This window comes from Legionella sheltonii, from assembly GCF_026191355.1.
Taxonomy (GTDB): domain Bacteria; phylum Pseudomonadota; class Gammaproteobacteria; order Legionellales; family Legionellaceae; genus Legionella; species Legionella sheltonii.
The window spans coordinates 91165-112090 of record NZ_JAPHOQ010000009.1; the positions used below are offsets into that span (position 1 = coordinate 91165).

The following is a 20926-nucleotide window of genomic DNA, read 5'->3' on the forward strand; positions in this document are numbered from 1 at the left end:
TAATTCGTGGGGATAGATCAGTTCGTCATGGCTCCTTTTCATGATTCTGATAACCCAAATCAATTACGATTTAAAATAAACATTAATTTCATGTCTTGCACGGCAATTGCGGATTCCATTTTAAAAGCAGATTATCAATCAGGGACTATAGTTGCCAAAATTAACGGCATAAACTGCGCTAATGAAAACTCAAAATCGATACCCTTAGAAGCGGTGGGATTGGTATCAGGAACTGATCTATCCCCACGAATTATGAGTTGAAATAAAGAGCGTCTCATGATCAAATGAGCGTCATTAAGACTCATGGAAATTAAAATGTTAGCTGTAGAAACCTATCTTTATAATTCGCTTACAGAATCATGTCCTGAAATTCATATATCACGATTGAATGCAGTAATGGATGTAGCATCAGGCTTAAGACATAGCCAAAACCTTTCATTAAGTGAATTAGGGAGGAACTTGCCTGGAGATGCAAAATTAAAAAATAAGATAAAGAAAGTTGATAGGCTGGAAGGCAATAAGGCACTGCATAATGAACTTTTTTCCATTTATCAAGGGTTATCAAGCTTTGTTTTTACTTACATCTCGCAAGATACAACCTTACCTTTGATTGTAGATATTTGCTGCTTAAAAGACGACCGAGAAATTCAAATGCTCAGTGCAGAAATAGCGTTAAAAGGTAGAAGTCTTCCTCTTTATCGAGAAGTGTATAGAGATACCGAAACAAAAGGACGAGCTAAGGACTTTTTAAAAGAGTTGAGTCTTTGTTTGCCCAAAAATCGTCGAGTAATCGTAATCATGGATGCCGGTTTTTATGAAGAATGGTTTAAAGAAATAGAAGCGCTGGGCTGGTATTGGCTAAGTCGTGTAAGAGGAGTTAAATCGGTACAATTATCCGAAGAACTGGGATGGAAACTCATTAAAGAACTAATCCCTGATATTAAATCTAAAACGACACATTATGAGCATGCTCTATTAACCAAAGAGCATACAAGACCTTGTAGGGTGGTTACAACCTATCGTAAGCCTAAGGGAAGAAAGGTAAAGACATCACGAGGAAAAACCACCTCGACACTGTCTAATGGAAGTTATAGTCAAGCTAATAAAGAGCCATGGATTTTGGCTACTAATTTACCATTGGATGTAGGGCCTACTGATATTATCAATCTCTATTTTAAAAGAATGCAAATAGAAGAATCGTTTAGAGATGTTAAAAGTCATCAATTCGGACTAGCAGGACGTTATGTGCGTACTCATTCAGTAGATAGATGGGGAGTAAAAATGCTTCTTGCTGCTATTGTGCAAATTACTTATTGGGTTATTGGAGTAATTGCACATAGTCAAAATAAACAACAATACTTCCAAGCCAATACGGTCAAAGATAAGAAAATATTCTCTTATTTTACCCTGGGTAAGCTTATGATTGAGCATAATCAGCTCTGTTCCTTAGCCCCTGACCCTAGAACCTTACAAGAGATTATAGAACAGGAGCTTAACCGTGTTTGGTAATTTCGTGGGGATCTTTCAGATCAGGAAGGGTACTATCCTAGAATGAATATTAGATCCTTACAAATAAAAGCACATTCAATAATGTTATTTTTTTCTTTAATAAAACGGAAGGTGGCGTTATTTTTAGTGATTATTATTCTGGGTAGTGTTTAAATAACTGTGTCATCTCTTTTAATTTGTTTATAATTTAACACTTAAAAGAGGTAGATATGAATAAAAAGAAAATAGATTTATCGAATTTTGATTTCAATGAGTTCAAATTAGAGGCTTTGACCCAGTTAAAGTCTGGCCAATCTCTCACTGGAAAAGACGGCATACTGACCCCCTTAATAAAAGAGCTATTAGAGGCGGCATTAGAAGGTGAAATGGATTCTCATATGACTGATTGTCATGAGACAGGTATTTCAAACCGTCGCAACGGCAAAACGACTAAAACAATTAAATCAACAACTGGAGTTTTTGATTTAGAAACACCTCGAGATAGGGATGGCAGCTTTGAACCCGAGCTTGTAAAAAAACGTCAAACGGTACTCAACGAGTCACTGGATAATAAAGTCCTAGCCCTCTATGCGATAGGCATGAGTTACGAGGCGATAAGCGAGCATTTATCTGAGATGTATGGACTAGAAGTCTCGAGTGCTAAAATCAGCCTGATTACTGACAAACTATTACCCCTGATTACCGAGTGGCGTAATCGCTCCCTAGAATCTGTATACCCAATCGTTTTTCTTGATGCCATGCACTTTAAAGTACGTGTTGAAGGTAAGGTCATAAGTAGAGCATTTTACACCGTCCTTGCTGTAAATTCAGAAGGTAAAAAAGATATTCTAGGGCTCTATTTATCTGAGGCAGAGGGAGCTCGTTTTTGGCTTAGTGTATTAAATGACCTTAAAGCTCGTGGTGTAGAGGATATCCTTATAGCAAGCATCGATGGACTTAAGGGATTTCCTGATGCCATTGCTGAAGTTTTTCCTAACACCGAGATCCAGCTTTGTGTCGTTCATCAAATTCGCAACTCATTAAAGTATGTGGTTAGTAAGGACCAGAAAGCCTTTATGGCCGATTTAAAGCTGGTTTATAAGGCTTCAAGCAAAGATATGGCTTTGCATCATCTACTTGAGTTGGAAGAGAAATGGGGCAAAAAATACCCGGCGGTGATGAAATCCTGGAATAACAACTGGGAAGCTCTATCACAATACTTCAAATACCCAGAAGAGCTAAGACGCATCATTTACACTACCAATATTGTTGAAGGCTTTCATCGGCAAATTCGCAAGTACACTAAAAATAAAGGCGCTTTCACCAGTGAAAACGCCCTTATTAAGCTTATTTATTGTGCTTGCCAGAAAGTACTGGAAAAATGGAATCAGCCCATGCACAATTGGGCGCTTATCGTGTCCCAGTTACAAATCTATTTCGAAGACAGACTAACCCTGGGACTTAGATAATGACTGAGGTGACACAGTTGGATGAACACTCTCTTATTCTGATTAATATTAACGCTATTTTTTCTTACATCAAGATTTTTTTATTTTTAATCATCAATAAATTGGATGCTCTAATTTTAGATCACAGAATTTTTTATTATTCTGTGATCCTATCAATTAACATACTATTAATTATCAACGCATATATAAGATATAAAATTAACAAAAGGAGGGAAAAAGAATAGCAAAAAAATACCACTTATATTCAAATTAATTCCCAATCCCCAAAGTACCCCTCTTTGGTTTTAATTAAGTCCTCATAAACACACATTTCTAAACCATCCCCTAGTTCATCCCATCCCGTTAAATCCTTAGCTATCTTTAAGGAGCTATCATTAACAAAAAACACTCGTAGCACTCCATAAGTCCATATAATCCCATCAACACCGTTAAGTGTTGCTCCCTCGAAACCCCAATCATCCATTTCTTGTTCTGGGGTATTGCGTCCGTGGTATAGTCTTAATTTCATCAATGTTCCTTTCATCTTGCTATTGTTGACACGCTATTTTCAGATGAGGCAAAGGGATTTTTCTTTGCCTCTAAAAAAATTCCGTTACCTTTTTATTTCCATCATTTTTTCGGTTAACGTCCACAACGCACGATTTAATTTCACATTTTGATCAATGGCTTTTACTTCTCTTGTTTTTGTCCGAGTGGTATAACCGTATTTATTCAAACGGTGACCACGAACCCCACCTTTAATTAAATTTTCTTGCAGGACATTAAATACCGTAAACAAATCATTATCTTTTTGATCCACATAACGTCTTGGTTGCAATAAACGCTCAGGAGCAACGATCATTGCTCCCTCTTCATCAGAAAATTTTAGAGAATGAGCAGCTTCGGCAAAAATCATTTTTTCAGTATCATTTAGATGAATCGAAGCCATATCATCTGATACATCGAGCATCTTGTTCGCGGTTTCAATCACTTTATAAGTACCTTCAATAACATTTCCAACAACATCCCCCTGATGTTTAATTCTAATTTCGTCATACGATTGCCCCGCAATCATTCCATTAGCACACACAACCCGAAAAAGACCCGCCATTAGGCGATAAGAAGACAGGCCATCATGAGAATTAATAAGAACAAGTTCTGGATAAAGCCCCTGATTATTTTGCATGACATCATGGCGTTGAAAACGGAGCATGTGTTTTGCAAATGCTTTCGATTCTTGACTCAGGCTTTTGGTCTGAGTTGCCCAAGTTGGAAAAAATCCTTCTGACATTAATTTTTCAATGATTTGCTCTGTTGAGATGGGTGAGTACTGAGCACTTGTTTTGTGGGAACTTTCTTGTGTGAATATGGAAGGGGCTAATTTAAATAGTTTTTCTTTTGATAAAATGGGTAACATGATGTTTTCTCCTATGTTTTTACTATTGTTCTCAAGGAACAAATACAGTATCTCAAAAAAGCTTATAATTGTCAACTATTATTATAAAATAATATGATAAATATAATTTATAAAAGCAATTGATATTTCTTACTACCCTTGTTATACTGTTCTTGTCTTAATGACACATAGTAAAAACATAGGAGAACACAATGACTATTCCAGAAATTATCCAACAACAATTGCTGCACACGAATAAAGCGATCGTTTGGTCGTGGGGCGTATCTAAATGGTATGAACTATCGTCTAATGCGCTTGCTATAAGAGTTCATGCGCGTTATTTAGATGGTTTTGTCTGTATCGAGTTGGATGAGGCGCAAGACTTATACAATATTTCCTTTTACCTTAACAAAGACTTCTCAGACATGCTGGTGTGGCCAGTGATACCCTATAAACCGATGAAAGGAGTATTTTGCGATCAACTGGTTGAATTCATTGATAACAGAATAGAAAGAATACCCGATTATAAATACTGACTATTGCCCTACTCCCTACTGTGGGGAGTAGGCCATTAACAGGAGTAGATTCATGAAAAAATTATCGTTTGCCGTTAAAGCAAACATGAATAAACCACCTAGGGTTCACGTGCAATCAGCCGATAAAAAAACAACCTATGGCTCATTTCAAGCAAATAACTGCGATGAATTCGATAGCTGGGATAAATTAAGCCAGGAAGAAGCCATTGAATTAAAGCACTACATGAATAATCTAGTGGCTATTGAGCATTACTTTTCCACAAAGGCTCTGTCCGAACAAAAAGATTTTAGGATCCGATTACCCGGTAGTTTTATTGATGCTATTGATGAACTAAGTAAGTTATGTTTTGAAGATCACATCGACTTGAATGTTTATGATGCCATGATAAGTGCCGCTATTGGGCAACTTAAAATAAAGACAGCAAGCCTTCCTGATGAAAAAAAACAGCAAGCGCTGACACTGCTTAATCAACTGGGGCTTTCCGAAAATGTAAAAACAGATGTTTCCTTAAAAATACAGGCGGTATTCTCTGAATTATTATCCATCCATAACAAATCAGAAAAACTGCACCAAAAAGCCCGGATGCTTTTTAATAAAGAGAAAAGTATTGCTCCAAAAACTATTGAGGAAATCGCAAAAGGTGAACTATCAACTTCCAAATGGTTAGTGGCTTGTGCTGTAGAGATTTTACTGGAAGAAAAACCAGATATAGTGCAAAAAATATTAGCTGAGGACGATATCTTGTTTTTGTGGGCTAATCCTTTACTAAAAAATCATAGACCGCTCAAGGAACTGCTCGATAAACTAGAGTCGTTGAGTAACTCGGAAACGTTAAGCAGCAAACTAAATTCCATGACTAATTTTAGTTAAATACTTGCCAAAATATCACATTTATGCTATAAAATACTATGAGAATAAAATTTTACCAAAAACAATCGGGAAAAAACCCCGTGGCGGAATTTCTAAATGATTTGCCGTCCGATGAAATCGCGCGACTTGCTGGTTGTTTAAAGAGTGTTGAAGAACTGGGGTTTGATAGCCCAAGGGTACAATTCAGGCAAATAAAAGGCTCGCTTTGGGAAATTAAAATTAAAACATCGCGCAGTGGTTATCGGTTTTTTTATGTGTGCATTCAAAAAGAAGTCATTGTCCTTTTACATGCCTACAAAAAACAATCACAAAAAGCGCCAAAGCAAGAAATTGAACTGGCTGAAAAACGAATGATGGAGGTATACGATCATGAAAACACTTACCTTAAATGAATTTATTGACGATAAAATCAACAATGATGAAGAATTTGCCAAGCACTATGAGCGCGAGCAAATCATTAATAATATAGCAGTAATGATTGTAAATGCCCGTAAAAAGCGCCATATGACGCAATCTGAATTGGCCAATAAAATTGGAACCAAACAATCGGTTATTTCTCGCCTTGAAAGTGGCAATAGTTCATTTATTCCTTCATTGGAAACCTTGGTGAAGGTTGCTGATGCGCTTAACATGCACTTAAAATTGCAATTACAAGCCTAATTACCCTATGGCCAATATGGATTAACAGTAAACTTTAAAGGACATTAAATGGCATTAGATTTTTCCAAACTGGGTACAGGACAAACTGTCGATACTGTTTTAAAGCCGAGAGAAATTTTTAACGCGTTACCCAATAAAAAATCAAACAAATTCCATTATCCACGCGATGTGCAATCTCAAGTATGGAGCAAGTGGTTTGACCGAAAAGAGGAACGAAACCTAGTCATAAAAATGAATACAGGCGGTGGTAAAACAGTGGTTGGCCTTTTAATTTTAAAAAGTTGCTTGAATGAGAAGAAAGGACCTGTAGTTTACATTGTTCCAGATAATTTTTTAGTAGAGCAAGTTTTATCCGAAGCAAAAGATCTTGGATTAAATGCAGTCGATGACCCTGAAAATGAGAGTTTTTTAAAAGGGAAAGCAATTTTAGTAACTAATATATATAAATTAATTAACGGAAAATCAGTATTTGGTGTTGGGGATGAAGGAACTAAAATACCCATTAAAACGATCCTTATTGATGATGCCCATGCATGCGTAAATACAGTCGAAGAACAATTCACTTTGAATGTATCATCCTCTAACCCGGCACATAAAAAAATATTTAGTATTTTTGAAGAGGCAATGAAAAGGCAGTCGGAAGCAAAATATTTGGAGATTAAATCAGGGGATCCTTTTGCCTACATCTTAATCCCATATTGGAACTGGCAAGAAAATCTAAGTAATGTAATGCAGGTTTTAATTGAAAACAAAAATCATGAAGAAATAAAATTTAAATGGGCATTAATAAAAGAAAATTTAGAGCGATGTAGTTGCGTGATTAGTAAGCATAACGTTGAAATTACAAGTAATTGTATTCCAATTGATGTGATTCCGTCTCTGAGTAATGCATCAAGAAAAATATTTATGACTGCCACATTATCGGACGATAGCGTCTTAACGACTCATTTTGGTGTAAGCCCCCAATATCTTAATACCCCCATCACTCCAGATTCAGCGGGGGATGTAGGTGACAGATTAATCTTATTACCACAAGCTCTTAACACCAATATGTTCGATAGTGATGTTAAAGCATTATGTTTGGAATTATCCAAAGAATATAACGTGGTAGTTATTGTCCCCTCTAACAAGCGAGTGGAGTTTTGGGAGGATGCAGCGGATCTCATTTTAAATAAAGACAGTATGCTTCATGGAATTGAACAACTTAAAACGACTCATATTGGCTTAACGATTTTAGTTAACAAATATGATGGGATTGATTTACCTGAAAATGCTTGCCGATTATTAGTTATAGATGGATTACCAGCAGCCCGAAATAATATTGATAAAATTCGCCAGAGTGAGCTTGCAGGTAGTTCGAACAGAGTAAATCAAATAGTTCATAAAGTGGAACAGGGGATGGGGAGAGGAATTAGATCTAATGATGATTATTGCGTCATTTTTCTTATGGGGAAAGATCTTACTTCTCAGCTTTATACGAGCGAAACTTTAGAACTATTTTCACCCGCGACAAAGGCTCAATTAGAATTATCAGAGCAAATAGCAGACCAAATAAAAGATAAGGGGGCTGATGAGATTAAAACTGTCATAAACTACAGTCTAAAAAGGGATCCTCAATGGGTTAAGTTAAGCAGGGGTATTATGGCAGACTTAAATTATTCCAATCAAAATAAAACTGACCCAATAAAAATAGCTTTAAGAGAGGCTTACGATTTAGATCGCTCTGGGAAACCACAAGAAGCAGCAAATAGAATTTTGAATGAAATCAATAGGTCAACTGAAGATCCTTTATTAAGAGGCGTGTTAAAACAATACATGTCGGAATATATAAACAAGTACGATAAGGTGGAATCGCAAAAAACTCAGCTATCCGCTATATCTGATAATTTAAGAGTTCTTAAACCAATCGAAGGCATCTGTTATAGGCCACTACAAAATCATACCGGATCACAAGCAATACAATGTTCTAACTATTTAAAAGAAAAATTTAAAGATGGAAACAAACTTATTATCTATGCAGAGGGAGTATTTTCAAAACTTGTATTTAGTGAAGGCACTGCAAATATATTTGAGGATGCTTTTAAAGAGTTAGCATACCTACTTGGCTTTATAGGCCAACGCCCCGAAAATGATTATGGAAAAGGACCAGATAATCTCTGGCTGTTGGATGATTTAAAATTTTTAGTTATTGAATGTAAAAATGGTGCAACCACTGATCTTATTTGTAAACACGATTGTAATCAGCTGAATGGTTCTGAAATTTGGTTTAATAACAATTATGGCAATGGTGCTAAATGTGTACCTATTATGATTCATTTATCTGCTTGTTTTGAGTATGCGTGTTCTCCAAGTAAAAATATAAAAATAATAAATAAGAGCTTATTAGAAAAGTTAGTTAATAACGCTCGTCAATTTATAAAATCTATAGCCTCTGATAATAAGTTTGAAGACAGTCAAACTGTCAAACAACGTCTGGATCAATACAAGTTAGAGGCTGATGATATTACAGCCAACTACACAACTCATTTTAAAACAAAAAAAACCTGAACACTTTAAATATATAATGGGAAACAACTAAAAAAACAGTATTTCATCAATAGTAAAAGGAATACTTCTTTAGCATTATTTTAATAGCTTTTGAGCTAGTTGAACGCACGTCTAAACAAAGGATAAGCATGGGGACTGTACTTAATTTAATTGTTGATTCGATACAAGAAGGTTTTTTACACCCATCAAGATTTATAAAAAAAATCAAAAGTCACTCTCAGCTACAAATGTTATTAAAAACACCTCCCCAAACGGCTAACTCGGATCAAATAATTCATTGGAACAGGTGGGATAGTTTTTATTTTGATAAAAAATACACCATGAATCTAAGGGAAAGATACTACTCAACACAACAATATATTCCAGAATTAGAATATATTGTCACAGTTAACGAAACAGAAAATTGGTGGTGTGATATTCGCAATATTGATTGCCTTGGCGCATCAAAATCAGATCTGAGCCTGTTTAAAACCCTTGATGATTTTGCAACAACAGTTAACCATAATTTAATCGCCGACATATCAGAACAAAATTTAAACAAAAATTTGCAGTGGGAGGGTGGACGAATATTCAATAATCCTTCATTTTATTGCTATGCATGGGATAACAACCGCATTCATTTATGTAATAGTGGGGGATCTCATCATTTTTCAGCAGCTCGATATCTTGCCTTAAAATTAAATAAAAAGTTTCCTGTTTGCGGTAGACTATATACAGTTCATTTAGACTCACAGTCCGTATTTTCTTTATTAAACCAATTTGATCTTTTTTCTGTAAATAGTAAAGACTGGTTCTTTATTAGTGAAGAATGTGAACATTTTGGTGCTCCAGTGGGATTTTACCCTGCTCCACGACCATTTTATGACCAAACAATTATTTTCCTTCCCCGTAATAATAAACGCTCAATGAGAATCTCGAAACTATTTAAACAAATTCAGCTATTTGATTTTAGCCTTTTCTTATTAAAGTCTCTAAAAAAGCAAGAGCATTGATGGCCAATACCGAGCCATTACACACAATTTCAAAACTGGCTTTCTGATATCACAAGGGTACACACTTTAGTGATAGGCAGAAAACAAGAAGGTTACATCTATCATATGATTTAAATATTTACTTTTGATAGATGACTAATCTAGGTCTGGTAATCTGGAACAAAATTCAGGAAAAATAAGAGCTATTCCGAATTGGTTTATTAACTCCTGCTCTCACAGAATGGCTTATCCACAAGTCCATAGGCCAGTAGAGCCTTCATCGTCTCGGATAGGCCTGTGGACCCTGTGGGTAAGCCATGACACACCGAACTATGTTTTAGAAACCGTACTAGGGTGTCCGAAATACACTTGAGCTGGTGTTAAATATCCAAAAGACTGATGGAGTCTTCGGTTGTTATAATATTCAAAATACTCAGCTAATTCCAGCTCTATCTCTTCGATTGTTTCGAAATCATACCGATAGAGTTTTTCTTGCTTAACACTGCGCCATAAACGTTCTATGAAAATATTATCGAGGTATCGGCCGCGCCCATCCATACTGATAGAGATTTTGTGGGCCTTCAAGGTATTGATCCAATCATTAGACGTGAACTGAGCACCCTGATCGGTATTAAAAATATCACACCGCCCCTGTAATAACGCGTTTTTTAGCGCCTCTACACAAAATTCTGCTTCTAATGTTGGGGACACCGCCCATTGAAGCACATACCGACTATACCAGTCCATGATGGCAACCAAGTAAACATGGCCTCCCTTCATACGCACGTAGGTAATATCAGCAGCCCAGACCTGATTAGGCTTAGTGATATCGATGTCACGTAATAGATAGGGGTACACGGTGTGCTCTTTATTGGGAACGCTTGTATTTGGCTTTGGGTAGACGGTTTCTAATCCCATAGCCTCCATGAGTCTCTTGATGCGTCGTTTACCAACAGGATAGCCAACTTCAAGGGACAACCATTGTGCGCGCTTCACTTTACCTTCACATGGATACTGGAGATAATGCTCGTCTAACAGCGCCATGAGCCGCTCGTCCTCTGCTGATATAGGAGACGCTTTGTAATAATAACTGGAAATACTCAATCCGAGTAGCATGCATTGTTCTCGGATTGATATTTCAGCGTTGCTATCAATCAGCTTACGCTTTTCATCCAAGCTCAGTGGCAGTCTTTTTTTTTAACCATGATAATTGGGCTTGAAGTCGACCAATTTCCTCATACAAAGCACCAACAAGCTCGGCTTGCTCTTTTTTATCCTTATCATGAGAATTGGAAAAAGCATCTGAAATAGCCTGCAATGCTGTTTGCTTCCATGCTTTAATTTGGGTAGGATGCACACCGTATTCGCTGGTCAGTTGAGCCTGAGTCAATTTTCCTTCAATTGCCGCAACTGCTATCTTTGATTTTTTTGATGCCGTGTAATAGTTTCTTTTTTTGCTCATTCTATTCTCCTCTGTTACTTAGAAGAATAGCTCTTAAAAATTACCTTTTTTCGTCCAAAAAACCGCGCCTATATCAGACTTCCAAAGCATCTGGATTTAATTGATAAAAACAGATTGCACGTTCCTGTTTCAAGTTCAATCAACACCAAGGACAACATATAATATACAAAAGAGGATTTGTTCAGTACCAGGAAGATGGAATTTTGGGATTATTGTTTAATTAAATTGCAACCCATATTTGTGATAATTGTCACTATCACAGGCAGTAAACTAGCTAATAACAGATTTCCGCAGCGGTGTTGCGGAAATCTGTTAAAGTAAAATGCGAAACTGTCAGCATTGCTGACAGAATTATTTTGGTACACCTCCTGATTATTCTTCTTTCGACATTAGTTTTTTATATTTGGCAGATTGATGTCGTTCAAGGAGATCAATATCATTATATCGATCGGTAATAGCACTGGAACTATGACCAGCATCATCTCGTACGTGCGCAACAGGCCGCCCACGCATATTAATATCATCGGAAATACCTGTATGACGCAACCAATGTACTGTTGCTGACTCAAAACTATCAGCCTCTATTGAAAAGCCGGTGTTTCTTAAATTTTGTATGGTGTTATCAAAGCAGTCTTGAATCAAGCGACGAATGTGTCTTGAACTAGTCATTGCTCCTTTGCCTTTTTCTTTAGGTAATAGAGGGCTTTGATCATTCATCGAAGGAAGTGGGGTTAACTGCATACTGACACGATATCGCTTGAGTGCTGCAAGCATGTCATCAGGTACGGCAATATCTCGCATTTTGTTACCTTTTCCTACCGTCTTAAACCACCAACATCCTTGGCTATCTTGATAAAAATGTCGCATTTCTGGAGTCCAACGATCACTGGCACATAGCTCAGAGATACGTAAGTACAATAAATAAAGCGCAGAAATAATGAACAATGTCCGTTCATGTCTATCGGGCGCATTATTTGCCATATTTTTAACTGTATCAAGACAAGTTCGCCATTGTTTTTCACTCAAGCGCATCACTTGTGCTTGATGTTGAGTTTTTTGGATATACTTGCTTTTTTGTCTGATCAAAGTAATCGGGTTAATGGATACTTTTTCCTCTAAGGCCAAGTAATTATAAAAACTGCTCAGCACCGTAAAAATTTCACGAATTGCTTTTTGTGATAATTGATAGTTTTGCTTATTGGGCCTCAGTCCATTTTTATGATCAATTTTACTTACAGTGGCTACAAATGGGCGCCACTCATGGTTGGGAATGCGTTCACCGTTATGCGTAATGAATCGTGCTACTTTTTTAAATCCAATCCATGATTTTGGTGGGTTGAAACAAAATTGCATGTAATTTTCAATGTCTTGCCGTTTCAAATCCAGTAATGATTTTTTCTCAATTAGCCAGGCCCATTGAATTAATCGTTCGATTTCACGACGATACGATTCAAATGTGGCATTATTATTATCATATTGTTTTAAAAAATCGAGACAAAAAACTAAGTCATATGGGGCAAAGGATGGAGGTATAAATGTTTGCCAATTTTTTTCTTTAAGTTGTTGGCAGGTATCTATTAATGGTTGTGGTATAGGAATGCTTGCCATGGTTACACTCTAATTTTGAAATGGATTAATAGATCATTTACGTCTTCGTATGCGCACTATCATCAATATTTTCTTCACTGAATTCTGCTTCAAGTTCCGCAATGCTTGGCAGGTTTGATTTTAAGTTTTCAGGAATTGCCTTTGTAAGTTGATATTCAGAAACGCCTATTGGTTTTTCTATGCCTTTTAGAGCATACTCAGCAATAACTTTGCTTCTTGATTTGCAAAGCAATAAACCTATGCTAGGATTATCGTGTTCCGTTTTAAGATACTGATCAACCAAGTTGAGATAAAAGTTTAATTGCCCAGCATGTTCTGGTTTGAAGCGAACTGCCTTCCACTCTATAACAATAAATGCCCTAAGTTTTAAATGATAAAAGAGCATATCCAGGAAATAAGTTTCGCCATCAATTTCCATCGGATATTGACTACCAACAAATGAGAAACCCTTGCCCAGCTCTAATAAAAACTTGGTAATATGTGCAATGGAAGCATGCTCAATTTCGCGCTCAAGTGCATCATCATGAAGACCTAAAAAATCAAAATTATATGGACTTTTAAGTACTTCTTGCGCAAGTGATGATTGTGCCGCTGGTAATCGGTGTATAAAATTAGATGCTTTACTAGAGGATAAAGCTTGAGATTGATATAAATTTTGATTAATATTTTTTTCAAGTGTTGAGCGTGACCAACCATTTTCAATGGTTTGACTTACATACCAATCACGCATGATAGCATCATTAACTCTTTGTATTAAAACAACAATATGTCCCCAAGGTAAATCCCGCACAGCTTGTGCGCGAATTTCATTTAAATCAGGATATTCCTCGGCAAGACGTTTCATTCGTCGGATGTTTGCTACTGAATAACCCCGGGTTTCAGGAAATAAATTCTGTAGATCTCGAGATAATGTTTCAATAAAGCCCGTTCCCCAAGATTTTTGTTTTTGTTTTTCAATTATTTGTTTGCCAATGTACCAATAGTGGTTGATAACTTCTTGATTTACGGCCAGTGCTGCACGGAATTGTGAGGATTTTATTTGAGTTTTAAGCGCACTTAAAAATGACTTATAATCATGATCGAGATGAAAAGTTATTTCTTTTGACATACTTGGTTCCTTTGTTGGGTTGACTAATCGATTTCAATTCAATTTGTCTTCCAAGCACAAAATTTTTGCTCACTGTCCTGTCGTGAGCGAAAATTATACGACTACGATAACTTAATTTCAAAAACTTTCTGCAACGGGCGTTGCAAAAAGTTTAATTGCCAAATTAGATATCAATAATACTTAATTTTCAAATAATTGCAAACAGTCCAATAGTATAAGCTATTGGACTTATAAGTTGAATTCGACCTAGGATTGCTCATCCCATATAAAAGAAAGAAGAGCGATTTATTTTCAGAAATACTGTTGGAAAATCAATCCTATAGTGCTTTTGGAGTTTATAGAGCCTAGAAAAATTTATTCTTTCTGCGTTTTCTCTATTTCCAACCTATTTATAATAGCTTTTTTTATTGAAGCCCCTAATTTATCTGCTTCGGCCCTCAATGCTTCGTACCATTCATAATCATGAAGCACATCAAACAAAAGCCGATACTCGTCCATTAATACAAAATTCCGTTGTTCGTTATTCATTTTTATCCTTGCATGACTCCAAGTTTAATTGTACTTAATTTTTCGCGGCTAAGATAATGGAGCGCGAGTACATTTCACTCAACTCACTTTATCACTCTTAAAGCAGTATGATAAATGCCAGAAGACCTTCTTGGCGTTGCCTCATCAAAAAGAATGCCGTATAAATCGTCAAAGAAAAGACTAGTTCTACGAATTTTCATATTATTTAAAATTATAATTGCTTTGAGCATGCGTTCATCATAGGGCTTGAGTAGACTGGATGAGGATTTATATCCCAATCTCTCTGCCACACCATCTATAGACATGGGGTCTTTTTTCATGAGTCTAATGTAGAATTTAGTGAGGTAGTAGGAAATAATGAAACCTATAGATAGGAAAAAATAATAAGCAACTTTTTGATTACCTGGATAACCTCTAACCAATAATGGTGCGCACAGACTCAGGTTAATAACTGACAACACCGCAAAAAAAGGATTGAAGATATAGTGACTAATTTCTTTAAGAAAAGCTTCAAATCGAGTAATTGGAGTGAGACAAAATAAGTTCTCTTTAGTAGCCACAATGTCAGCATACCTTGGACAATATTCGGCAGGTATAGCCAATTGTTTTCCATTTTTTAATTCAATATTGACCGTGTACATGATGGCTTTATATCTCCTTCCCAAATACGTAATTTAGCTTAGGATGCTTTTATTGAAACAATTCAGAATGAGATCCTGTTCTCATTAATCTCAATAAACTCACTTCATCCTCTACTTTATAAATGAGCAGCCAATCTGGATTTATATGACACTCTCTGTACCCTTTCCAATTGCCAACTAAAGCATTATCGCTATTTTTTTAAGGAAGTGATTTACCATGGCACAATAAATCAACGATTTCCTGTAATAAACGTAAATTTTTACCTTGGTTAGTGATTTTTTTAAGATCTTTTTTAAACTGCGTAGAGCGGTATATATCAAGCATCCTCATTATCCAAATCATCGATCATGGCCTGAAAGGATGAAAATCTTTTTCCACCACCACTTTCTAACTCGTCCATTGCCATTTGCGTTTCACGATTTGGAATTTTTAATTCAAAGGGCATCCCTTTGCACATCACGATTTGAGCATACAATGCATTGATTGCTTGCGATGCGGTAATTCCTATTTTTTTAAGAATTACATCCCCTTGCGCCTTAAGATCAGGCTCAATTCTTGCCTGAACCGTTGTTGCTTTAGTCATAATAAACCTCGTAATAGACTCATATAGTATATTGTAGTTGTATTGTAATACAAAAGCAAATTATCAAGCCTATCACTAAGGTACGCCTCAGTGAAAGGAAAGAGCGGAGCAAGCTTTCTTATTTTTAGTTGCTTTAATGAAGAATTTAAAATGTGGGCTCCCTTAAATTTGCGTGCGTTAAAATCGTCCAGCCCAAAAGAGGTCTTGAAAGGTACATTATAAGACCTCTTCAATGTTTACAAGGGTTATCTCAGTAGCGCCTCTTGACGTCATAGTATTTAGGTCTTAAAATATCATAAATTATGGTGTTTTAAGCACTAACAAGGAAAAAATGGCGAAAGAAGGTAAAGCACGGGTGCTCACCGAGAGTGAGTTTAAACGATTGCTCATTATGGCCAAAGACAGTCCATTTGCGCTACGCAATGTCGCCCTCATTTATTGCTCCTTTGGATTGGGTCTGCGCGTTAAAGAAATTGCCGCCCTTAAAATCAGTGATGTATTCGATCACCATCTTAAAGTCATGGATGAAATTAATTTATTGCGCTCAATGACCAAAGGAGAAAAACAACGTCACGTTTATGTGACGAATAAAAAAGTGGCCGCTGCCCTACAAGACCACGTGGATGAGTTGCAAATGCAAGAAAAGGAAGCCTTTACTAAAAAAGGGTATCTTTTTAAAACCCAACGGGGTAATCGCTTTCAACCCGACGTGTTGCAAAAATGGTTTCGCAAGCTTTATGACAAAACAGGATTGGTTGGCGCCAGTTCGCATTCCGGTCGACGCACCTTCATTACGCGTTTGATTGAACAAGGAGCTGACATTAAAGCGGTGTCTCGTCTTGCGGGTCATGCCAATATTTCCACGACCTCAGAATACGTGGAAGATAATCCAACCCGCTTAAAACGCATCGCCAGCCTTGGTTCTTTTTAATGCAGACTCCATGGTTCACTGCCCTGCCTTTGCTGCATCTGATTCATTATTACCCTATTGAAGCCTATCATGATGCCCGTTTTGAAAAAGACACCCGCTATTATGTGATTCGTTTAAGCAGGGATCTATTAGAAGACTGGATAATTACCTTAATCAATGGTCGCATTAAATCCAAGCTCGGACAAAGCCGCACCCTAGCCTTTGCTCATTTTAACGAAGCTTTCGAGCACTTTTGTCTACTAACCAAAGTACGCCACCAACGCGGTTATCAACTTAAAACATTTGCCTGCGATAATGCCCTGCTGTTGCACCTGTTGCCTTTCTCAGTAATTACCGAGAACGACAAGAAGTTAGCAGATGTCGAAACGGCTAAAAATGAAAATCGGCGCACGATGCAAAGCCCTGCTTCATTGAAAATCAGCAATTCATCCCAGGTAACTTATCAGCAGATGGGCTTTTCTTTTTAATCACAACAATCAGGTTATGTCTGCAAATAAGACTCTATTTCTTAGCCCATAATCTTTCCTAAAAGAACAATATATAGGCACGGCCCTGTTTAATGCTTATTTAAAGTGATTTTAGCAACGATTGATTTCTGACAAACTTTATCATTAATCAGTTGTTAATAATCGAATACAAGAAGAATTTAAAGGTCGATTTTTTATTATTGTAACGATAAAATTAAAATTGGGAGTTACTCTGTAAATGCATCAAGACCCAATATTATTTTTTGATATGATATTTTCACAAGTTCAGAGCTAGGGTTCTAGACGTAAATACCCAAACTTTCGATCAATTATTTTCGATAGTCGCGCTATCTTGTGAAAGATTCCAGGACTTCCAAGTCTCTGAAATCAACTCGCCAATGCGCGAAGCTAAAAGGACGTGACCGTCTCCTGGCTTATGCTGAGCGCGTAAAGCCTATGCCTTAATGACTTCTTCGACTGCAGAAAGATTTACTCCGCATCCCTTCGGGGTTTCTGTGCAAATCGCAGACAATCGCGATATCCTCGCCTCGGTTTTTAGCCTTCCTTGGCGAGCAGTAGCGGAATCGTTATGTCAGGCGTTCGTACTCATTATGAGTTCTTAGGGTGCAATGGAATGATCAGCCGACAGATAAATCAATGAAGGTTTATTTTTCTCAGCAATCAGGCCAAGTTTTACATATATTGACCGCCATTGATATCCAGATTAGCGCCAGTAATGAACCCAGATTCAGGAGAAGCCAAGAAAGCCACGGCATTGGAAATTTCTTGCGGCTTGCCCAAGCGCCCTACAGGAATGTGCGCAATAATTGACTTTAGTACATCTTCTCTCATCGCAGAAAGCATAGGGGTTTCTACATAGCCTGGAGAGATGGTATTCACCGTGATTCCTTTGCTTGCCACCTCTTGGGCTAAGCTTTTGCTAAAACCGAACAAAGCAGCTTTGGTAGCGGCATAATTGCACTGACCAAATTGCCCCTTACGACCATTGACGGAAGAGATGCTAATAATTCGCCCATAGCCTCGATACAGCATGGAGGGTAATACATTACGCGTCATATTAAATACACTGGTCAAATTGGCATCAATAACCTGTTGCCATTGCAGGGAAGTCATTTTCTTTAAAGTGGTATCGCAGGTAATCCCTGCATTATTGACCAAAACATCAATCCGTCCATATCGCTCCATCAATAAATCAGTGAGCTTTTCACAATCAGCAAATTGGGTCGTATCACCATAGAGGATATCCACATCATAACCTGCTTCTCTTTGACTGTCTTGCCATCGTTTTGCCTCGTCATGTTTACCACCCTTAAAATAACATGCGATGACTTGGTATTCAGCCGCAAGACGTTGGCATATTGCAGAACCTATCCCACCTGTACCTCCTGTTACCACTGCTGTCATTCGTTCCATAAACGACTCCTTCGTTTTGAATGCTTATTAAAAGAACAAAAATAATGAGTTGTTATACAATCTCAACTTCTTCCGCCTGCAGACCTTTTGGTCCTTTACCCGCTTTAAATAGAACACTGGAGCCTTCATGAAGATTTTTAAAGCCACTGCCTTGAATGGCACTAAAGTGAACAAAATAATCCTTACCACTACTCTCAATAAAACCAAATCCTTTGTCTTTATTAAACCATTTCACCTTTCCACGTATTTTGTCAGCCATAGCGATCATCCTAATGATAAAAAATAGAATTTAGTGCTTTTAATCCTAATGCACTTCTGTCCCAAAGAACACCAGGTGTTCTAGGGCTACTCTAGCTAGAGAGCCTATTTCGTAAATCTTCCTGAGTCATTGTCGTTGCCAATATCACCGACTCACAGGTTAGACAAAAGTACGATTTAGCCTTGCTCCATAGCTTTTAAGCGCATTTGCGCGCTAGCATTTCCTTGCTCAGCCGCTTTTCGAAGCCACTTCATTGCCTCAGCATCATTTTTCGGAACACCTACCCCATCATGATATACGGCAGCAAGGGCAAACTGTGCTTCGGGAAAACCCTGTTCCGCTGCCCTACGAAAATACTGAACTGCTTTCGAATCATCTTGAACAACACCTTTGCCGGTGATGTATTTAACCCCAAGATTGTACTGAGCAGTGGCATCCCCTTGTTCCGCTGCTTTCTCAAACCACTTAACCGCCTCAATGTCACTTTGTTGAATGCCTCTTCCAGTAGACAACATAATCGCAAGGCTGAGTTGGGCTAAAGCATTTCCTTGTTCCGCCGCTTTACCAAACCATGTTACTGCTTCTGCATCATTTTGTTCAATCCCCAAGCCTTCTGCATACCGGGTACCTAAGTTGAATTGAGCTAGGGCTAATCCTTGCCGCGCTGCTTTATCAAGCCATTGGGTTGCTTCCATGTCATTTCGCACCACCCCTTTGCCATTCGCATACATGAGACCCAGATGAAGTTGAGCCATCTTCTCCCCTTGTTCTGCTGCCTTACGAAACCATGCAAAGGCTTCCGTGTCACTCTGTTGCACTCCTTTTCCATCAGAATACAGTGCTGCAAGATTAAGTTGAGCGAAAGGGTCTCCTTGAAGAGCTGCTTTGTGAAACCACTTAAAAGCCTCGGTATAACTCTGCTTTATTCCCTTACCTGTTCCATACATGAGACCAAGATTGCGTTGTGCCATCGGCAATCCTTGTTCCGCTGCTTTACGAAACCATTTCACGGCATCGCTTTCATTTTTTGCGACCCCTTTGCCGGTAGCATACATCACCCCAAGATTGAGCTGAGCGATGACATCCCCTTGTTCTGCCGCTTTACGAAAATAGTGAGCGGCTTCACGATCACTTTGCAGAACTCCCTTACCGAATGCGTACATAATGCCAAGGTTACGTTGGGCCACGGGTAATCCCTGTTCGGCAGCTTGACGAAATCGCTTCACGGCTTCAACATCATTTTGCGGCACCTCATGGCCTAGGGCATAGGCTACGCCTTGATCATTCAAAAGAGAAAAGGGTTCATTGAGAGCTCGGTTCTCGACAACAGGATGTTGCAATTCACTCATTGTCTCTGCATAAGTGTTTACATGGATAATAAACGTCATTAAAAATAAAATTGAATAAAAAGAATGTGTTCGCATTGCATCTTAGTCCTTATCATGAAGGATATAGCATACATCAAGTGGAGAAGAATTACTCTAAAATAGACCGCAGAATTTTATAGAAACGCTTAATTGTTTTCTATAATAACGGGCTTTTCATAAACAGAATGATTCATGATATTCAATTGTTTTATAGTAGATATTATTGAAGAAGGACAGCGATAGGCACTTCCTTGAATGGAATGGATGCTGATGTCTGTCTGTCGATTCGGACTCAATGTGTAGTATCGTTTAATCAAGGTTTGATGTTTTTCAAACACAACAACATTGGCATTTAATTTTTCCCCTTCGTTTTTAAGAAAATTGACATCATCTTTTTTGAGATTTTTTTCTAATCCCCATGAAAATTGAAGCTTTAAGCCATGGATGTCCTTACCTGATATTTTGCCAAGGAACTTACACCCTTCTGAAATTTGCGTGTTTTGACCATAAACAAGAGTAATGTTTTGCGCATTGGGTTCTAGCGGTCTTGGCATGCAACCAACTAGAATACTCATTGCAAAAACAATCATTGAAAAAAGAGTTTGATTCATCATAATCCT

24 protein-coding genes and 1 pseudogene are annotated in these 20926 nt (G+C 37.6%); 11 read left to right on the forward strand and 14 right to left on the reverse strand.

Features of this window, described 5'->3' with window-relative positions; translation table 11 throughout:
- Nucleotides 1–27 precede the first annotated feature (27 nt).
- The 3 genes from OQJ26_RS11340 (at nt 28) to OQJ26_RS11350 (ending at nt 2957) form a co-directional block, all read left to right on the forward strand.
- Nucleotides 28–261: a hypothetical protein gene (locus OQJ26_RS11340; protein WP_265703907.1), complete on the forward strand. Its 234-nt coding sequence runs from the start codon at nt 28–30 to the stop codon at nt 259–261.
- A 42-nt stretch (nt 262–303) separates the two neighbouring features.
- The gene (locus tag OQJ26_RS11345; RefSeq protein WP_265702028.1) at nt 304–1509 is read left to right on the forward strand and encodes an IS4 family transposase; all 1206 of its coding nucleotides are present in this window, start codon (nt 304–306) and stop codon (nt 1507–1509) included.
- A 209-nt stretch (nt 1510–1718) separates the two neighbouring features.
- Nucleotides 1719–2957, forward strand: coding sequence for an IS256 family transposase (locus OQJ26_RS11350; protein ID WP_265701939.1), 1239 nt, complete (start codon nt 1719–1721; stop codon nt 2955–2957).
- A 244-nt stretch (nt 2958–3201) separates the two neighbouring features.
- Here the strand turns inward: OQJ26_RS11350 and OQJ26_RS11355 are convergent, their stop codons facing one another.
- Both OQJ26_RS11355 and OQJ26_RS11360 read right to left on the reverse strand, forming a co-directional pair.
- Nucleotides 3202–3465, reverse strand: a complete 264-nt coding sequence (locus OQJ26_RS11355) for a hypothetical protein (protein WP_061468679.1) — start codon at nt 3463–3465, stop codon at nt 3202–3204.
- Nucleotides 3466–3549: 84 nt separating this feature from the next.
- Entirely contained in the window at nt 3550–4353 is an 804-nt protein-coding gene (locus OQJ26_RS11360; protein WP_265703908.1) for a DUF932 domain-containing protein, read from the reverse strand.
- 191 nt (nt 4354–4544) lie between these two features.
- On the opposite strand from OQJ26_RS11360, the gene OQJ26_RS11365 reads away from it, so the two are divergent.
- The 6 genes from OQJ26_RS11365 (at nt 4545) to OQJ26_RS11390 (ending at nt 9938) form a co-directional block, all read left to right on the forward strand.
- Nucleotides 4545–4868 carry a hypothetical protein gene (locus OQJ26_RS11365; RefSeq protein WP_058472659.1) on the forward strand — a complete coding sequence of 108 codons (324 nt, stop codon included), beginning with the start codon at nt 4545–4547 and terminating at the stop codon, nt 4866–4868.
- 52 nt (nt 4869–4920) lie between these two features.
- A complete protein-coding gene (locus OQJ26_RS11370) occupies nt 4921–5739 on the forward strand; it encodes a hypothetical protein (protein ID WP_061468683.1) in 819 nt (272 codons plus the stop codon).
- An 80-nt stretch (nt 5740–5819) separates the two neighbouring features.
- Nucleotides 5820–6131: a type II toxin-antitoxin system RelE/ParE family toxin gene (locus OQJ26_RS11375; protein WP_230305527.1), complete on the forward strand. Its 312-nt coding sequence runs from the start codon at nt 5820–5822 to the stop codon at nt 6129–6131.
- Nucleotides 6109–6399, forward strand: coding sequence for a helix-turn-helix domain-containing protein (locus tag OQJ26_RS11380; RefSeq protein WP_061468687.1), 291 nt, complete (start codon nt 6109–6111; stop codon nt 6397–6399). Before OQJ26_RS11375 ends, OQJ26_RS11380 begins: the two co-directional genes overlap by 23 nt.
- Before the next feature lie 48 nt (nt 6400–6447).
- Entirely contained in the window at nt 6448–8946 is a 2499-nt protein-coding gene (locus OQJ26_RS11385; RefSeq protein WP_265703909.1) for a helicase C-terminal domain-containing protein, read from the forward strand.
- 128 nt (nt 8947–9074) lie between these two features.
- A complete protein-coding gene (locus tag OQJ26_RS11390; RefSeq protein WP_265703910.1) occupies nt 9075–9938 on the forward strand; it encodes a DUF6685 family protein in 864 nt (287 codons plus the stop codon).
- A gap of 309 nt (nt 9939–10247) precedes the next feature.
- Here the strand turns inward: OQJ26_RS11390 and OQJ26_RS11395 are convergent, their stop codons facing one another.
- The 8 genes and pseudogenes from OQJ26_RS11395 to OQJ26_RS11430 all read right to left on the reverse strand — a co-directional run bounded on the left by OQJ26_RS11395 (nt 10248) and on the right by OQJ26_RS11430 (nt 15848).
- On the reverse strand, nt 10248–11093 hold the full coding sequence (locus tag OQJ26_RS11395) for an IS3 family transposase (RefSeq protein WP_082650874.1): 846 nt from the start codon (nt 11091–11093) through the stop codon (nt 10248–10250).
- On the reverse strand, nt 11086–11379 hold the full coding sequence (locus tag OQJ26_RS11400; RefSeq protein ID WP_065235619.1) for a hypothetical protein: 294 nt from the start codon (nt 11377–11379) through the stop codon (nt 11086–11088). The genes OQJ26_RS11395 and OQJ26_RS11400 overlap by 8 nt, the downstream gene beginning before the upstream one ends.
- A gap of 372 nt (nt 11380–11751) precedes the next feature.
- Nucleotides 11752–12987, reverse strand: a complete 1236-nt coding sequence (locus OQJ26_RS11405; protein WP_265703911.1) for a tyrosine-type recombinase/integrase — start codon at nt 12985–12987, stop codon at nt 11752–11754.
- A 37-nt stretch (nt 12988–13024) separates the two neighbouring features.
- Nucleotides 13025–14095 (reverse strand): PDDEXK nuclease domain-containing protein, encoded by a 1071-nt coding sequence (locus OQJ26_RS11410; protein WP_061468695.1) that lies wholly within the window; start codon nt 14093–14095, stop codon nt 13025–13027.
- A 354-nt stretch (nt 14096–14449) separates the two neighbouring features.
- Nucleotides 14450–14623 carry a hypothetical protein gene (locus OQJ26_RS11415; protein WP_265703912.1) on the reverse strand — a complete coding sequence of 58 codons (174 nt, stop codon included), beginning with the start codon at nt 14621–14623 and terminating at the stop codon, nt 14450–14452.
- A gap of 83 nt (nt 14624–14706) precedes the next feature.
- Nucleotides 14707–15264, reverse strand: coding sequence for a hypothetical protein (locus tag OQJ26_RS11420; protein ID WP_265703913.1), 558 nt, complete (start codon nt 15262–15264; stop codon nt 14707–14709).
- 49 nt (nt 15265–15313) lie between these two features.
- A pseudogene (locus OQJ26_RS19540) lies at nt 15314–15448 on the reverse strand (type II toxin-antitoxin system YafQ family toxin); the annotation flags it as partial.
- A 133-nt stretch (nt 15449–15581) separates the two neighbouring features.
- Nucleotides 15582–15848, reverse strand: a complete 267-nt coding sequence (locus OQJ26_RS11430) for a type II toxin-antitoxin system RelB/DinJ family antitoxin (protein ID WP_061468703.1) — start codon at nt 15846–15848, stop codon at nt 15582–15584.
- 331 nt (nt 15849–16179) lie between these two features.
- On the opposite strand from OQJ26_RS11430, the gene OQJ26_RS11435 reads away from it, so the two are divergent.
- A complete protein-coding gene (locus OQJ26_RS11435; RefSeq protein WP_265703914.1) occupies nt 16180–16779 on the forward strand; it encodes a tyrosine-type recombinase/integrase in 600 nt (199 codons plus the stop codon).
- Nucleotides 16779–17246, forward strand: coding sequence for a WGR domain-containing protein (locus tag OQJ26_RS11440; protein ID WP_265703915.1), 468 nt, complete (start codon nt 16779–16781; stop codon nt 17244–17246). The genes OQJ26_RS11435 and OQJ26_RS11440 overlap by 1 nt, the downstream gene beginning before the upstream one ends.
- Nucleotides 17247–17939: 693 nt before the next feature.
- On the opposite strand, the gene phbB is transcribed toward OQJ26_RS11440, so the two are convergent.
- The 4 genes from phbB to OQJ26_RS11460 all read right to left on the reverse strand — a co-directional run bounded on the left by phbB (nt 17940) and on the right by OQJ26_RS11460 (nt 20920).
- Nucleotides 17940–18680, reverse strand: coding sequence for an acetoacetyl-CoA reductase (gene phbB / locus OQJ26_RS11445; RefSeq protein WP_265703916.1), 741 nt, complete (start codon nt 18678–18680; stop codon nt 17940–17942).
- A gap of 52 nt (nt 18681–18732) precedes the next feature.
- The gene (locus OQJ26_RS11450; RefSeq protein ID WP_265703917.1) at nt 18733–18939 is read right to left on the reverse strand and encodes a cold-shock protein; all 207 of its coding nucleotides are present in this window, start codon (nt 18937–18939) and stop codon (nt 18733–18735) included.
- 176 nt (nt 18940–19115) lie between these two features.
- A complete protein-coding gene (locus OQJ26_RS11455; protein ID WP_265703918.1) occupies nt 19116–20363 on the reverse strand; it encodes a tetratricopeptide repeat protein in 1248 nt (415 codons plus the stop codon).
- A gap of 89 nt (nt 20364–20452) precedes the next feature.
- The gene (locus OQJ26_RS11460; RefSeq protein WP_265703919.1) at nt 20453–20920 is read right to left on the reverse strand and encodes a DUF4156 domain-containing protein; all 468 of its coding nucleotides are present in this window, start codon (nt 20918–20920) and stop codon (nt 20453–20455) included.
- Nucleotides 20921–20926: the final 6 nt, after the last annotated feature.